Source organism: Streptomyces sp. Mut1 (assembly GCF_030719295.1).
Classification (GTDB): domain Bacteria; phylum Actinomycetota; class Actinomycetes; order Streptomycetales; family Streptomycetaceae; genus Streptomyces; species Streptomyces castrisilvae.
Genome location: NZ_CP120997.1, coordinates 4,867,216 through 4,882,317 on the forward strand (window position 1 = coordinate 4,867,216; position 15,102 = coordinate 4,882,317).

Sequence of the window (15,102 nt, forward strand, 5' to 3'; positions counted from 1 at the left end):
AGTGGGCCGCCCGGTGCGCCCCGATGCGGCAACCACCCGCCACGTACGGCACAATTCGCAGCAATCACAGCCGAGTTGATCGGCCAATGGCGGTATCAGGGGCGGGAAAGGGCGGCGTTCTCCGTGGCGTTGGACGAGGCACGACAGGGCGCGCACGGCGGAGGCTGCACCTGCGGCGACTGCCCGCACGGGGCGCGCCAGGGACACCGGCGCGCGGTGGCCGCCTTCCTGGCCAAGCGGGACGAATTCGCCGCGGGACAGGGGCTGCCCGCCGGGGTCGCCCAGTCCGCCTCCGCGACCCGGCAGTGGGTCTCCGACGAACTCACCGAGTCCGCGCGGGCCGTCGCCGACCGGGGCCGGGAGGCCGGTGACGCCTGGCTGTACCGGGTCTGGCAGCGCACCCTGATCATCGTCTGGGGCGCCCTCGCCGTGCTGGCGATCGCCGAGGCCGCCACCGCGATCGGCGCGGGCTGGAGCCACGCCCGTACCGCCGGACTGGTCGCCGGCTTCGTCACCGCCGCGCTGCTGACCGGCGCCGCCCACGTCCACCGGGCGCGCGGCGGCCTCCTCGCCCCGCTGATCGGCGAGGACAACCGGCTCTCCACCTCCCGCACGGTCGCCGCGTCCTGGGTGCTGCTCGCCGTCTTCTCCGTCCTCGTCCTCGCCCTCCAGCTGGCCGCCGCCTCCGACCACGCGCGGCGCGACGAGCTGATCGAGGGCCTGGACCTGGCGCGCGGCGCCGGGGTGGTCTCCGTGCTGGCGCTGGTGTGCGCCGTCGCGGTCGCCGTCCGCCGGGTGGTGAGCGTACGGGTGCTGTCCGGGCGGCTCCAGAAGCTGCGGGCCGACCGGCCGCGCGCCGCGGACCTGCTCACCGATGACTCGGGGCGCGGCGGCTTCACCGATGTGCAGTACGTGCTGGTGTCCACCGTCGCCGTGGTGTTCGCCGCGGTCCGCCTCGCCCGCCGCCCCGAGCAACTGCCCGACCTGCCGTGGGGGCTCGCCCTGCTGGTGGCCGTCTCGGCGGCCGTCTACTTCACCGGGAAGTACGGCGAGGGCGGCCGGCCCGTCGTGCTGTCGGTCGTCAGGTCCCGGGAGGCGGGCGACCTGGACGCCCCGATCCGGACCGGCGACGACATCGAGATCCGGGGCGCGGGGTTCGTGCCGCCCGGCTCCGGATCGCCGGACCGGCTGGCCCGCGTCGTCGTACGCATCGGCTCCGTCCACGTCCATGTCCCGCTCGTCCCGGTCACCGGCGGCTTCGCGAACCCCTCCGACACCCTGCTGACCGTGCCGGTGCCGGTGGAGGTGGAGCCGGGCGTGGTCGAGGTGCAGGTCGTGACCGCTGCGGGGACCGAGTCCAACCGTGTCGCGATCGACGTCACCGACTGACCGCACCCCCCCCCGCACCCTGTGAACCGGGACCGCGCGGGGTCGTTCCGCCGGCTTCGTACGTAAGGTCGGGTGACGGGCCGCACGGTCCGGTGGCGGCGGCCGGGTGGCCGCAACGGCGCGGCACGCACGGCACACAGCGGTGCGGTCGCGGAAGGCGGGAGAAGCATGCACGGGTACGGCGGTAACGGGCGGGGCCTCGGCGAGGCCAGGAGCCTGCGGGACCTGGCACGGGAGCACGCCCTGCTGCCCCTGCGGATCTTCCTCGGGGTCACCTTCGTCTACGCGGCGCTCGACAAGCTCACCGACAGCGCGTTCTTCCACGCCACCGGAGCCGGATCGATCGGCGAGCAGATGAGCGCGGTGCGCGACTCCGCCGCGATCCCCGGCCTGGTCGACCTGGCGCTGAAGGGTCCGTCCGGCTTCGGATACGCCATCGCCTTCGGTGAACTCGCTGTCGGGATCGGCACCCTCCTCGGGCTGTGGACCCGGATCGCCGCGCTCGGCGGGGTCCTGATCTCGCTGAGCCTGTGGCTGACCGTCAGCTGGCAGGTCTCCCCGTACTACCTCGGCAACGACCTGGTCTACCTCGTGGCCTGGCTGCCGCTGCTGCTCGGCGGGGCCGCGTCCTTCTCCCTGGACGCCTTTCGCGCGGCCCGGCGGCGGCGTATCCGGTAGCCGATCCAGGTGACCAGGAGGGCCGTCCACAGGCCGCCGGTGAACAGCCCGATGAAGAACTCCGGCGGGGCGTCCCAGAAGCCCGCCGCGTCCCCCGCGTAACCGGCGGCCAGCGCCAGCATCACCAGACCGGCCACGGCCCGTCCGGGCCGGAACTCATGACGCGGCACGGTTGACCTCCACCTGTCCGTAACCGACTTCCAGATCCAGCTCGATCGTGCCGCCCGGCTTGCTGCCCTCGGCCGGGGGCAGCGTCCGGCGCTCGTCCTGCGAGGCGCGGATGTCCAGGTCGCCCCTGCTGTGCCCGTCCAGCACCACGATCGCGCCGACGCGGGTCTTCGCGTGCACCTCGACCGTGGCGTCCCGGGGCACGTGCACCAGGACCCGGCCCGCGCGCGCCTCGACCCGCGTCCGCACCGTCTCGCCCTTGGGCACGGTGACCCGGCTGAGGTCCAGCTCGGCCTGGCCGGAGGCGACCGCGTAACGCGGCTGCACCGCGGCCACCGACACCGGATGCCACTGCTCGCGCACCCAGTGCGTGGGGATGTCCTTGGGCAGCACCGCCGCGCCGGCCAGCAGCCCGGCCGTGATCATCGCCAGCAGCAGCGTGCCGAAACCGGTCCGCCCGACGAAGGCGCTGACCAGCATCGCCAGACCGAACACCGCGAGCGCGGCGGCGAGCCCGATCTGAAGGCTCGTACCGAGCGGCTGGGCGTCCCAGCTCAGGCCCGTGCCCAGACCGCCCGCCAGCAGGGCGGTCAGGAACGCCAGGCCGGCTATGGACCTCGGGCCGCGCACCTCCCGCGACCTGGGCGGCGGCGGACGGAACGGCGCATCGGGTGTCGCCCCGCGCGGCTCCCCGTCGAGCACCGCGTCGTGCGGCCCCCACAGATAGCCGATCGCCACCTTGCCCGTCGACCCGTCCTTGACGATCGGGTCGCGCCACCAGGACGGCCACGACAGTGTCGGCGGCGCCATGACCTCGGGCGGCGCGTCCGACGCCGCCTGCGCGGCCGCCGCGTGCAGCGGGTCCTGGGGATCGGCCGTCCTGCGCCGCTGCGTCCACACGGAGAAGCCGACGACCGCGACCGACAGCATCGCCGCGAACGCGAGCGTGCCGCCGTTGCCCAGCATCGACAGGAACAGACCGCAGCCGATCAGCGCGCACAGCACCGCGATCAGCGACGCCCCCTCGACGCGCCCCGACAGCAGCCGGCGCGCCTCGTTCTCGTCCTCGCCCTCCAGCGGGATCAGCAGCCAGGCGAAGCCGTAGAAGATCAGCCCGAGGCCGCCGGTCACCGAGAGCACACCGAGCACGATCCGGAAGATCACCGGGTCGACGTCGCAGTACCGGCCGAGCCCGCCGCACACCCCGGCCACCACCTTGTGCCGCGGGCTGCGGTGCAGCCGCGGTGCGGGCGCGGGGGGCGGTGCGGCGCCGGGCGGCGCGTCCTGGGGAACGGTCATGGCTCCATGGTGACGGGCGCCGGGCCCCGGCGGCACCCGCCCCGACCCTGGCCGATCCCTGATATTGACCCGCCGCTCCCTCAGGGACGCCGCCCCGCCGCTCCGCCTCGCGCCTCCCGGTCTCAGGGTCGAACCGGGGGCCGACCCTGATGCCACCACCCGTACGGGCATGTGACGATCGGGTCATGCCAGCCGCCACCACCCGAGCCGCAAGCTCCCACGCCCCCGACCCGGAGGAGCCGCCGCTGCGCAAGCTGTACCGCAGCGCCGACGGCCGGCTGCTGGGCGGAGTGGCGCGCGGGCTCGCCGGGCACCTCGGACTGCCGGTGGCCTGGGTGCGGTTCGTCTTCCTCGGGCTGTTCTTCGCGGACGGCCTCGGCGCCCTCCTGTACGCGGTGTTCTGGATCGTCGTCCCGCTCGGCGTCGGCGGTGTCGAGACCCCCCAGTCCGTCTTCGAGACCGCCCCCGACGGCAGACGCCGCCTCCGCAAACCCGACAAGGGCCAGGTCTTCGCCCTCATCGCGCTGCTCATCGGCGCCGTGACCTTCGTCGGCAATGTCGACATGGGCAGCAAGGCCGACCGCTACATCTGGCCCACCCTGCTCATCGGCGCCGGCTCCGTCCTCGTCTGGCGCCAGGCGGACAACGCCCGCCGCGCCCGCTGGATGGAGGTCGGCAGCCGCCGCCGCGTCCTGCACCTGGCCCGCGCCCTGGCCGGGGTCGCCCTGGTCGGCCTCGGCCTCGCCGGCTTCATGGTCGTACGCGGCTCCGCCGCCCAGCTCGGCAACGTCCTCACCGCGTCCATCGCCGTGCTCACCGGCATCGCCCTGCTCGCCGGCCCCTACCTCGTGCGTATGACCCAGGACCTCTCCGAGGAACGCCTCATGCGCATCCGGGCCCAGGAGCGGGCCGAGGTCGCCGCCCACGTCCACGACTCCGTGCTGCATACCCTCACCCTGATCCAGCGCAACGCCGACGACGGCGGCGAGGTCCGCCGGCTGGCCCGCGCCCAGGAACGCGAGCTGCGCAACTGGCTGTACAACCCCGAGGGCACCGGCAAGGACGAGGACGACGAGCCCGAGACCCTGGCCGAGGCCGTCAAACGGGCCGCCGCCGAGGTCGAGGACAAGCACGGCGTCCCGCTGGAGGTCGTCGTCGTCGGCGACTGCCCGCTCGACGAGAGGCTGACGGCACAGATGCAGGCCGCACGCGAGGCGATGGTCAACGCCGCCAAGTACGGTGGCGAGGGCGGTGCCGTCCAGGTCTACGCGGAGGTCGAGGGCCGGACGGTCTTCGTCTCCGTGCGCGACCGGGGCCCGGGATTCGACCTGGACTCCGTACCGGGGGACAGAATGGGCGTACGAGAATCGATCATCGGCCGGATGCAGCGCAACGGCGGCACCGCCCGGCTGCGTTCGGTGCCCGGTGGGGGCACGGAAGTCGAGCTGGAGATGGAGAGGACGAGCGATGAACGGGACCACTGAGGCGACCGGGGGCCACGAGGGCCCGGAGCGCCGGGTACGAGTCGTGCTCGTCGACGACCACCGGATGTTCCGCACCGGAGTACAGGCCGAGATCGGCCGCACCGAGGAGACCGGCGTCGAGGTCGTCGGCGAGGCGGCCGACGTCGACCAGGCGGTCACCGTCATCACGGCGACCCGCCCCGAGGTCGTCCTCCTCGACGTCCACCTCCCCGGCGGCGGCGGCGTCGAGGTGCTCCGCCGCTGCGCACCCCTGATGGGCACAGCGGAGAACCCGGTGCGCTTCCTCGCGCTGTCCGTCTCGGACGCCGCCGAGGACGTCATCGGAGTCATCCGGGGCGGCGCCCGCGGCTACGTCACCAAGACGATCACCGGCACCGACCTGGTCGACTCGGTCTTCCGGGTCCAGGACGGCGACGCGGTGTTCTCGCCCCGCCTGGCCGGCTTCGTCCTCGACGCCTTCGCCTCCACGGACGCGCCCCCGGTCGACGAGGACCTCGACCGGCTGACCCAGCGCGAGCGCGAGGTGCTGCGGCTGATCGCCCGGGGCTACGCGTACAAGGAGATCGCCAAGCAGCTGTTCATCTCGGTGAAGACGGTCGAGTCCCACGTCTCGGCGGTCCTGCGCAAGCTCCAGCTCTCCAACCGCCACGAGCTGACCCGCTGGGCCACCGCCCGCAGGCTGGTCTAGGGCCGGCCCGCCCTCCGGGCGAACGACGGGAATGTGACGACAGGTCCTAGGACCCTTCCGGGTCGAGCGAGATGTTCAGCTTCTCGCCGGCCCTGCGGAAGCCGATCGACGCGTAGATCCGCTCCACGTCGGCGTCGCCCGGCTCCAGCCACACCACCCGGCAGCCCCGCTCGAACGCGGTGCGCGTCAGGTGTGCGGAGAGCGCCGCCCCGATGCCCCGGCGGCGGAAGTCCGCGCCCACCGCGAGGCCCGCCAGCTCGGTGAGCCCGTCGACCGGGACCGAGCAGCCGCCCGCGCCGACCGGGGTGCCCTCGACGGTGGCGAGCGCGGCGACCCCGCCGCCGGCCGCCGCGTCGCGCAGCCAGGCGGCCGTGCCGTCCTCGGGTTCGCCGGTCCCGCCGTAGCCGAGGTGCTGGACGAGGGCCGCGGCGTCGAACTCCGCGTCGGTGGCGGGCTCCGCGACGGCCAGGTCCGCCACCGGCTTCGGGGCCAGCAGGTCACCGGGGGCGCAGGCCAGGATCGGGGCGCGGTTCTCGACGGTGAACCCGGCGGCGAGCAGCGCCGGTTCGACCGCCGGGGCCCAGCCGGGCAGGAACTCCAGGCGCGGCATCCGGTCCAGGTCGCGGAAGGCCGCCACGAGGGCGTCGAGTTCGCCGGGGGTCGGCTCCGCCCCTTGGTCGGGGATGGCGTAATTGGCGTACTTCAGGGACCAGTCCGGGTTGTAGCGGATCGCGAACGGGCCGACGCGGACATGGTCGGGGGAGCGGAGCGTGAGCGTGCGGGCGTGGGTCTGGACGTCGATGTCCAATGACATGCGTGGGTGTCCTCACGGCGGTTGGGCTCGGAAGCCGGGAGCCTATGCCACCCGGGTCGCCCCCGCGAAAGGCATTTCGTTGATCGGCGCGACCCGGACCGGGGCCCCCGGGCGTGGGGCGTGGATCATCTGCCCGTTGCCGATGTACAGGCCGACATGGGTGACGCCGGAGTAGAAGAACACCAGGTCTCCCGGGGCCAGTTCGGACCGGGAGACCCGCCGGCCCGCGTTGATCTGGGTGTACGTGGTCCGGGGGAGCGAGACCCCGGCCGCGCGCCAGGCGGCCTGGGTGAGGCCCGAGCAGTCGAACGAGGCGGGCCCGGTGGCGCCCCAGACGTACGGCTTGCCCAGCGCGCTGTAGGCGAAGGCGACGGCCTGGGCCGCGCGCGCGTTGGGGGCGGCGACCGCGCCGCGCGGGGCGCCGCGGTCGGCGTGGCCGGCGCCCCGGCCGTCCTCGGAAGCGGCGTAGGCGGCGCGCTCGGCGGGGGAGAGGCGGGCGAGCAGGCGCCGGGCCTCGGCGAGCTTGGCGCGGACGGTCGCCCGGTGCTCCTTCAGGGCGGCCTGGCGGGCGGCCAGCTCGGTCAGCTTGTCGGCCGCCTCGGCGCGCACCTGGGCGATGTCGGCGACCTGGCGCCGCACCGAGCCGAGTTCCGCCGCCCGGCGCTCGTCGGCCCGCTCCACGTACGAGGCGCGCCGGAGGTACTGGTCGGGGTCGGAGGAGAGCGCCAGCTGCACGGAGGGGTCGATCCCGGCGGAGCGGTACTGCGCGGCGGCGTACGAGCCGAGGGCGTCCCGGGCGGAGTTGAGGCGGCCGGTCCTGCGGGCGGCCTCGTCGCGCAGGGCGTCGACCGACTTCGCGGCTGCGGCCGCCTCGGTCTTCGCGCCGTTGTACTTCTCGGTGGCGGCCTCGGCCTCCCGGTACAGCCGGTCCACCTGGGCCTTGACCTGGGCGGCGGTCGGGGCCGGGTCCGCGTGCGCGGCTCCGGGCAGCACGGCGGCGGTCGCGGCTCCGGCGAAGGCGAGGGTCGCCGCGGTGCGGGCCGCGGAGCCGGTGTACAGGCGCTGCCTGGGCTTGCGATGCGCTGCCACGAGGGCGGGCGTCCTTCCGTGCGACTGCCCGGCGGGGTCTACCGGCGGGCTTCATCGGCGGTCCGGCCAGGACAGTGTCCGGGTACGGCCGCCGGGAAGGGACGCTAATCCGAGGACACGGTCGGGAGTCGTTTTGACGCCTATTGCCTGCTCTTGGCGTGGCATTGTCGCCGGGCGATCGTGAATGGCCATGAATGACAACAAAAATTGCCGCAGATTCAGGCAATAGGTACATCTGTCATTTAATTGTCCGTACGCCCCACCTGGGTGACGGGCGCCGGGACGCCCGGGGCTATGGTGCGGCCATGCGCGTACTCATCGATTTCGTCGTCGCCCTGCACATCATCGGCATCGCCGCCCTGCTCGGCGGTTTCCTCGGACAGATGAAGGCGATGAAGGCCGGCACGGCCCGGTTCGTCCCCGGAATGCTGCACGGTGCGCTGACCATGCTGGTCACCGGAGTCGCCCTGGTCGGGCTCGACCAGGCGGACGACCACCCCGTGAACAACGTCAAGATCGGCATCAAGCTGCTGATCCTGGTCGTGATCCTCGGGCTGGTCTACGTCAAGCGGGACGAGGAGAAGGTCGGCAAGGGCCCCTTCGCGGCGGTCGGCGCCCTGACCGTCGCCAACATCTTCATCGCCACGCTCTGGACCTGAGGAACGCCCCGGGCCGGCCCGCTTTTGGACCGGCCCCCTTCCCCGGTCAGGCCGGGCGCACGCTTCCGTAGATCGGCATGTAGTAGATCGACTCCTCGCGCACGTTCGCCCCGGGCTTCGGCGCGTGGATCATCATCCCGTCGCCCTTGTAGATCCCGACGTGGCTGATGTCGTCGTAGAAGAAGACCAGGTCACCGGGTTGGAGATCGGCCGTGGCGATCCGGGTCCCGACGTTCACCTGGTCCCAGGTGGTCCGCGGTATGTCGACCCCGGCCGCCTTCCACGCCGCCTGGGTGAGCCCCGAGCAGTCGTACGAGGAGGGGCCGGTCGCCCCCCAGACGTACGGCTTGCCGATCTGGGCGCGGGCGAACGCGAGGACCTTCTCCGCCTTCGTGGACGCGCTGGAGCCGGAGTCCGAGCCGGAACCCGAACCCGTCTCCGTACCGCCGCCCGACTCCTCGGCCTTGCGCTCGGCCTCCTTCTTGGCGGCGGCCTGCTTCTTCGCCAGCTCCTCCGCCTTGCGCTTGGCCTCCGCCTCCTTCTTGCGCTCCAGCTCCGCCAGGCGTGCCTTCTCCTCGGCGGTCAGCTTCGACAGCAGCGTCCGGGCCTCGGTCAGCTTGTTCTGGACGTTCTGCTTGCTGGTGCGCAGCGCGGTCTGCGACTCGGTGAGCGTCTCCAGGCTCTCGACCGCCTGGGCGCGCTGCTTGGACGCCTTCGCCTGCTGCGTACGGAACTCGTCGACCGCCTGCTGCTGGCGGTCGGCCATCCGGTTCATCAGGTGGGTCTGGTCGAAGAACGACTGCGGGTTGTCGGCCAGGAAGAACGTCGCGGTCGGCGCGAGGGCGCCGTCGCGGTACTGCGCGGCGGCGTAGTTGCCGAGCGTCCTGCGCGCGTCGTTCAGCTTCGCGGTGCGCTTGGCCACGTCCTCCAGCAGCGTGTCGACCTTGGTCCGCTGCTTGTCCGCGGCCTCCTTGGCCTGGTTGTACTTCTGGGTCGCGGTGCCCGCCTGCCGGTAGAGGTCGTCGACCTTCTTCTGTACGTCCTCGATGCTGGGCTTGGGAGCCGGGGCGGCCATCGCGCTCTGCGAGGACAACAGGGTGACCGTCGCGAGCGCGGCGGAGGTGAGCCCCACGACAGGGGCGGCGGAGCGCACCCGGGGGCGCGGTTTGCGATGCGACGCCAAGGCCGGCATCTCCTTCCGTGGACCGCCTACCGGGTTAGCTGTCGGGTTCGGGCGGAACGGAAGGCTGCCCTACGGTCCAGTGGGGACGCGGACCGATTCACCCCGGTGATGCGTGTGGGTCCCCGGTTCCGGGCGGGCCCGGATTCGGCGTGGACGCCCGCTCGGCGTGGGTCGCCTCTGGGGGTACGGGCCGTCCGAACGAGCACGCTAACCAACGCGGGGTGCCGCTGGGAAGCTTGATGTTCGATATGCCCGATACATTTTCGTGACCTTTTCGGAGCGGGGCCGAGTGTCAGTGGGGGGCTCTAGACTCGGGGAGCGATGAGCAGCCTCTTTGACGACAGTTTCCTGACCGGCCTCCAGTCCGAGGAGGAAGGGCCCCCGCCGCCCCCCGAGGACTCCGCACCCGAAGCGGTGCCGGAGGACCTTTTCGCGGGCGTGTTCGACGGCCCGCCGCCGCGCGACGCGTACTACCGCGACGGTGCCCACCGCCCCGTCATCGACCCCGCGGCCCTGCTCGACGGGCTGAACACCGAGCAGCGCGCCGCCGTCGTGCACGCCGGGTCCCCGCTGCTCATCGTCGCCGGGGCCGGCTCCGGCAAGACCCGGGTGCTGACCCACCGCATCGCCCACCTCCTGGCCGAGCGCGGTGTGCACCCCGGCCAGATCCTGGCGATCACCTTCACCAACAAGGCCGCCGGCGAGATGAAGGAGCGCGTCGAGCAGCTGGTCGGGCCCCGGGCCAACGCCATGTGGGTCATGACCTTCCACAGCGCGTGCGTCCGCATCCTGCGCCGCGAGTCGAAGAAGCTCGGCTTCACCTCCTCGTTCTCGATCTACGACGCGGCCGACTCCAAGCGGCTGATGGCCCTGGTCTGCCGCGACCTGGAGCTGGACCCGAAGCGCTACCCGCCGAAGTCGTTCACGGCCAAGGTCTCCAACCTCAAGAACGAGCTCATCGACGAGGAGACCTTCGCCGGGCAGGTCGCGGGGGGTACCTCCCATTCGGGCGAAGCCGAGAACGGGGGAGGTTTCGAGAAGACCCTGGCCCAGGCGTACGCGATGTACCAGGCCCGGCTGCGCGAGGCCAACGCGCTGGACTTCGACGACATCATCATGACGACGGTCCACCTGCTCCAGGCCTTCCCCGACGTCGCCGAGCACTACCGCCGCCGCTTCCGCCACGTCCTGGTCGACGAGTACCAGGACACCAACCACGCCCAGTACACCCTCGTACGCGAGCTGGTCGGCCCGGCCGGTCCCGAGGACGCCCCCGCCGAGCTGTGCGTCGTGGGTGACGCGGACCAGTCGATCTACGCCTTCCGGGGCGCGACCATCCGCAACATCCTCCAGTTCGAGGAGGACTACCCGGACGCGACGACGATCCTGCTGGAGCAGAACTACCGCTCCACCCAGACGATCCTGTCCGCCGCCAACGCGGTCATCGAGCGCAACGAGAGCCGCCGCCCCAAGAACCTGTGGACCAACGCCGGCACCGGCGCCCGCATCACCGGCTACGTCGCGGACACCGAGCACGACGAGGCGCAGTTCGTCGCCGAGGAGATCGACCGCCTCACCGACGCGGGCGACGCCAAGGCCGGAGACGTAGCCGTCTTCTACCGGACGAACGCGCAGTCCCGTGTCTTCGAGGAGATCTTCATCCGCGTCGGCCTGCCCTACAAGGTCGTCGGCGGAGTGCGCTTCTACGAGCGCAAGGAGGTCCGGGACGTCCTGGCCTACCTCCGGGTCCTCGCCAACCCCGAGGACACCGTCCCCCTCCGCCGCATCCTGAACGTGCCCAAGCGCGGCATCGGCGACCGTGCCGAGGCGATGATCGACGCCCTGTCCCTGCGCGAGAAGATTACCTTCCCGCAGGCGCTGCGCCGTGTGGACGAGGCGTACGGCATGGCCGCCCGTTCGGCCAACGCCGTGAAGCGGTTCAACACGCTGATGGAGGAGCTGCGCACGGTCGTGGAGTCCGGCGCGGGCCCTGCCGTCGTGCTGGAAGCGGTCCTGGAGCGTACGGGCTACCTCGCCGAGCTCCAGGCATCCACCGACCCGCAGGACGAGACCCGCATCGAGAACCTCCAGGAGCTGGCCGCCGTCGCGCTCGAATTCGAGCAGGAGCGCGGCGAGGAGGAGGGGGCGGGCACCCTCGCCGAGTTCCTGGAGAAGGTCGCGCTCGTCGCCGACTCCGACCAGATCCCCGACGAGGACGAGGACGGCTCCGGCGTCATCACGCTGATGACCCTGCACACGGCGAAGGGCCTCGAATTCCCGGTGGTCTTCCTGACCGGCATGGAGGACGGCGTCTTCCCGCACATGCGGGCGCTGGGCCAGGTCAAGGAGCTGGAGGAGGAGCGCAGGCTCGCGTATGTCGGCATCACCCGCGCCCGCGAGCGCCTGTACCTGACCCGCGCGGCCATGCGCAGCGCCTGGGGCCAGCCCTCGTACAACCCGCCGTCGCGGTTCCTGGAGGAGATCCCGGACCAGCACCTGGAGTGGAAGCGCAAGGGCCCGATGGCCGCCCCCGCCGGGCCGACCTCCGGCATCACCTCGTCGCTCTCCGCCTCCCGCGCCCGCTCCGGCCCTTCGGGCTTCGCCACCCGGCGGACCTCGGACCGGCCGACGATCACCCTGGTGGCGGGCGACCGGGTCACACACGACCAGTTCGGTCTGGGCACGGTGACGGCGGTCGAGGGCGTCGGCGACCAGGCGAAGGCCACGGTCGACTTCGGCGACGACCGCCCGAAGAAGCTGCTCCTGCGGTACGCGCCGGTGCAGAAGCTCTGAGACGCGTGTGACGGCCGGGGCCCCGAGGGCTCCGGCCGCCGGCCGCTCACCGGCTCAGGTGGGGTTGACGTCGTGGCTGCGGAGCCAGGGCAGCGGGTCGATGGCCGCGCCGCCGCCGGGCCGCACCTCGAAGTGCATGTGCGGGCCGGTCGAGTTCCCGGAGCTGCCGGAGTACGCGATGACGTCGCCCGCCTTGACCTGGCCCGAGCGGATCCGGGTGCTGCTGAGGTGGCAGTACCAGGTCTCGGTGCCGTCGGCCATGGTCACGATGGCCATGTTGCCGTAGGCGCTGTTGTACTGCGTGCGGACGGTGCCGTCGGTCGCGGCCATCACCGGGGTGCCGTACTGGACCGGGAAGTCGATGCCCGTGTGCACGGACATCCAGTTGACGCCCGCCTGGCCGAAGTACGCGCTCAGCCCGTGCTCCTTGACCGGCATCACGAACTTGGGGCGCAGGGCCTCCTTGCGGGCCGCCTCCTCCTCGCGCTTCTTCTTCTCGGCGGCCTGCCGCGCCTTGAGGTCGATGCGCTCCTGGGTGCGGCTGGCGCGGTCCGCGAAGTTCTCCGCGTCGGCGCTGAGGTTGGCGAGCTGGGTGTCCAGTTCGTTGTTGGCCGCGACCGGCTCGACCGTGCCGGGGTCGGCGGCGGCCATCGTCGTGGTGTCGTCCTTCTTCGTCTCGCCCCCGCCCATGCCGCCCACGGAGGCGGCGGCGATCCCGGCCACGCTCATCACGCAGGCGGAGGGAACGGCGACGGTGAGGAGTGCGGAACGCTTCGCGGGGGAACGCCTGCGGCTGCGGCCACCGCTGCGGGTGACGGGCCGGCCGGCGGGGCGGTGCGCGTCGGCCGGGGCGAGGTCGGGATGGCCGCCGGGGCCCGTGCCGGGGTCCGCGTCGGGACGCGCGTCGAGATCCGCTTCGGGGTGGTCGGCGGCGTCTTCGCTCTCGGCGGTCCGGTAGGGCTCGTACGGGTCGTAGGCGGAGTGCTCGTACGTCTCGTACGTGTCATGCGCCTTGTACGTGTCGTGAGCGTCGTACGTGTCATGCGCCTCGTACGAGTCGTGAGCGTCGTACGTCTCGTGCGACCCGTACGTCTCGTGTGCCTCGTACGTCTCGTGCGCCTCGTACGTGTCTGCCCGGGGGGCCTGTTCGGCTTCGTTCGACCCCGCCAGGTTTTGCATACTTTGCTGTGTGTGCTCGGGCGTGGCGCCGGTGTTCCAGGCGGTGGCGTCGTATGCGCCGGTGTCGTACGAGGCGGTGTTCCAGGCGGTGGTGTCCCACTGGCCGGAGGAGTCCGGGGCGTAGCCCTGCGTCGGCAGCCAGGTGGCGCCGGTGTCGTACGGGGACGGGGCGTCGTACTGCGGGTGCTGCTGGGCCTGGCCGGCGTAGTCCGGGTAGCCGGTGAAGTCGCTGTACGCGGCGGCCTGGTGAGCGCCCGTGTCCCACTGGGTGGTGTCGTACGAGCCGCTGTATCCGGTCTGTTCGCCGGTGTACGGGACGCCGTAGCCCCCCGCGGTGTCGTACGAGCCGTCGTAGGAGCCGGGGAGGGAGCCGAAGAGCGGGTCACTGTCGAAGCTGCCCGTGGGGTGGCTGTCGTATCCGGCATACCCGGCGTGGGGGTGCTGGTCGTTCACCAACTTCTCTCTCGCCTCGGCAGCAGGACCAGTCCGGGGCGTGGGGACCCCGGGGCTAAGCAGTGGCCGCGACTGTACCCGGCGGTATCCGCCGCCGACAATCTTCGACGGCCCCATGGCGCCCGGGAAAAGGGGCAATCGGCCGTCTTTCGGCGGCGTCCGCACAGAGCTTTGGCTCTACGTTCGAAACGTGTTCGGTTTCAGGCGACGGAGGCCGAGCCGGCGGCCCCACTGGACCCGTGGGCGGGCTCCGCCGTGTCGAGCGCCTGGCGTACGGCGGCCGCCACGGCCGGGTGCACGGGCAGGGCGAGGTGTCCGATGCCGGTGACGCGGACGTTCACCGCGTCGAGGTCGGGGTGGTCGACGCAGGCCGCCTCGGGCGGGACGATCACCTGGTCCAGCTCGCTCCAGAAGCTGACGAACCGGGTGCGGCAGCCGGGCGCGGGCAGCCTCAGCTCCTCGATGGGGGCCGAGCCGCCGCGCATCTGGCGCACGATGGGCAGGGCGCCGGCCAGCGGGGCGACGGCGGTGCCGGCATGCGGCGTACCCAGCGTGACCAGGGTGCGGACCCGGTGGTCACCGCCCAGTCGCTGGACGTAGTAGCGAGCGATGAGGCCCCCGAGGCTGTGGCCCACGATGTCGACCCGTTCGTGCCCGGTGCGGGCGCAGATCTCCTCGATGTGCCGGCCCAGCAGCTCGGCGGCCGTACGGACGTCGCTGGTCAGCGGCGAGTGGTTGAGCGACTCCAGATGGCGCCAGCCGTGCCGGGCCAGCGAGCGGCGCAGCAGGACGAAGACCGAGCGGTTGTCGATGAAACCGTGCAGGAGGACGACGGGCGGCCGGCCGGCCGCCTCGCCCGGCAGTCGCCCGGTGGCGCGGGGGTCCGGCGTCGGGGCCGGCTCGGGGTGCCGTTCGCCGGCGATTCCGGTGGGGTACAGCAGCGCGTGTCCGGCGAGCACCGCGAGTTCCAGCGCGGTCGCTCTCAGCAGCGCGGTCGGCACGGCGGGTATCGGGAGGCGGCGGATCGGCAGGGAGGGGATCGGGAGGCGACGGATCGGCAGGGAGGGGATCGGCAGGGAGCGGATTGGAAGGGAGCGGATCGGAAGGCTCGGGGTCTTCATGGTCGACCTCCTGCTCCGGCACCCGGAGAAGGGCGGCTCCCTTCCCGTATGCCCTGGCGGGAAGCCGTGTCGGAGGTCCGGACCATGCGGGCGGTGGCCCGTACC

Annotated in this window: 13 protein-coding genes and 1 riboswitch; of the genes, 6 read left to right on the forward strand and 7 right to left on the reverse strand. The window is 72.4% G+C overall.

Annotated features, from left to right (window positions below):
• The first annotated feature begins 123 nt into the window (after window positions 1-123).
• Window positions 124-1,389: a hypothetical protein gene (locus P8A18_RS21240; RefSeq protein WP_306056663.1), complete on the forward strand. Its 1,266-nt coding sequence runs from the start codon at window positions 124-126 to the stop codon at window positions 1,387-1,389.
• A gap of 168 nt (window positions 1,390-1,557) precedes the next feature.
• Window positions 1,558-2,067, forward strand: a complete 510-nt coding sequence (locus P8A18_RS21245) for a DoxX family protein (RefSeq protein ID WP_306056665.1) — start codon at window positions 1,558-1,560, stop codon at window positions 2,065-2,067.
• On the opposite strand, the gene P8A18_RS21250 is transcribed toward P8A18_RS21245, so the two are convergent.
• Together P8A18_RS21250 and P8A18_RS21255 are read right to left on the reverse strand one after the other, a co-directional pair.
• Window positions 1,974-2,237 (reverse strand): hypothetical protein, encoded by a 264-nt coding sequence (locus P8A18_RS21250; RefSeq protein WP_306056666.1) that lies wholly within the window; start codon window positions 2,235-2,237, stop codon window positions 1,974-1,976. The two genes, P8A18_RS21245 and P8A18_RS21250, sit on opposite strands and share 94 nt — an antisense overlap.
• Window positions 2,224-3,534: a PspC domain-containing protein gene (locus tag P8A18_RS21255; RefSeq protein ID WP_306056668.1), complete on the reverse strand. Its 1,311-nt coding sequence runs from the start codon at window positions 3,532-3,534 to the stop codon at window positions 2,224-2,226. The genes P8A18_RS21250 and P8A18_RS21255 overlap by 14 nt, the downstream gene beginning before the upstream one ends.
• A gap of 185 nt (window positions 3,535-3,719) precedes the next feature.
• On the opposite strand from P8A18_RS21255, the gene P8A18_RS21260 reads away from it, so the two are divergent.
• Window positions 3,720-5,018 carry an ATP-binding protein gene (locus P8A18_RS21260; RefSeq protein ID WP_306056670.1) on the forward strand — a complete coding sequence of 433 codons (1,299 nt, stop codon included), beginning with the start codon at window positions 3,720-3,722 and terminating at the stop codon, window positions 5,016-5,018.
• On the forward strand, window positions 5,002-5,706 hold the full coding sequence (locus tag P8A18_RS21265; protein ID WP_306056672.1) for a LuxR C-terminal-related transcriptional regulator: 705 nt from the start codon (window positions 5,002-5,004) through the stop codon (window positions 5,704-5,706). The genes P8A18_RS21260 and P8A18_RS21265 overlap by 17 nt, the downstream gene beginning before the upstream one ends.
• Before the next feature lie 46 nt (window positions 5,707-5,752).
• On the opposite strand, the gene P8A18_RS21270 is transcribed toward P8A18_RS21265, so the two are convergent.
• Together P8A18_RS21270 and P8A18_RS21275 are read right to left on the reverse strand one after the other, a co-directional pair.
• Window positions 5,753-6,520: a GNAT family N-acetyltransferase gene (locus P8A18_RS21270; RefSeq protein ID WP_306056673.1), complete on the reverse strand. Its 768-nt coding sequence runs from the start codon at window positions 6,518-6,520 to the stop codon at window positions 5,753-5,755.
• A gap of 42 nt (window positions 6,521-6,562) precedes the next feature.
• Window positions 6,563-7,609, reverse strand: a complete 1,047-nt coding sequence (locus tag P8A18_RS21275) for a C40 family peptidase (protein WP_306056675.1) — start codon at window positions 7,607-7,609, stop codon at window positions 6,563-6,565.
• Between the two features lie 305 nt (window positions 7,610-7,914).
• On the opposite strand from P8A18_RS21275, the gene P8A18_RS21280 reads away from it, so the two are divergent.
• The gene (locus P8A18_RS21280; protein WP_306056676.1) at window positions 7,915-8,268 is read left to right on the forward strand and encodes a hypothetical protein; all 354 of its coding nucleotides are present in this window, start codon (window positions 7,915-7,917) and stop codon (window positions 8,266-8,268) included.
• 46 nt (window positions 8,269-8,314) lie between these two features.
• Here P8A18_RS21280 and P8A18_RS21285 read toward each other — a convergent pair whose 3' ends face one another.
• Window positions 8,315-9,460 carry a C40 family peptidase gene (locus tag P8A18_RS21285; RefSeq protein ID WP_306056678.1) on the reverse strand — a complete coding sequence of 382 codons (1,146 nt, stop codon included), beginning with the start codon at window positions 9,458-9,460 and terminating at the stop codon, window positions 8,315-8,317.
• A riboswitch (cyclic di-AMP (ydaO/yuaA leader) is annotated at window positions 9,459-9,611 on the reverse strand. It overlaps the preceding gene by 2 nt.
• Before the next feature lie 161 nt (window positions 9,612-9,772).
• On the opposite strand from P8A18_RS21285, the gene pcrA reads away from it, so the two are divergent.
• On the forward strand, window positions 9,773-12,244 hold the full coding sequence (gene pcrA, locus P8A18_RS21290; RefSeq protein ID WP_306056680.1) for a DNA helicase PcrA: 2,472 nt from the start codon (window positions 9,773-9,775) through the stop codon (window positions 12,242-12,244).
• Between the two features lie 54 nt (window positions 12,245-12,298).
• Here pcrA and P8A18_RS21295 read toward each other — a convergent pair whose 3' ends face one another.
• Together P8A18_RS21295 and P8A18_RS21300 are read right to left on the reverse strand one after the other, a co-directional pair.
• A complete protein-coding gene (locus tag P8A18_RS21295; RefSeq protein ID WP_306056681.1) occupies window positions 12,299-13,876 on the reverse strand; it encodes a M23 family metallopeptidase in 1,578 nt (525 codons plus the stop codon).
• A gap of 200 nt (window positions 13,877-14,076) precedes the next feature.
• Complete coding sequence (locus P8A18_RS21300; protein WP_306056683.1) at window positions 14,077-14,997, reverse strand: esterase/lipase family protein; 921 nt, start codon at window positions 14,995-14,997, stop codon at window positions 14,077-14,079.
• Window positions 14,998-15,102: the final 105 nt, after the last annotated feature.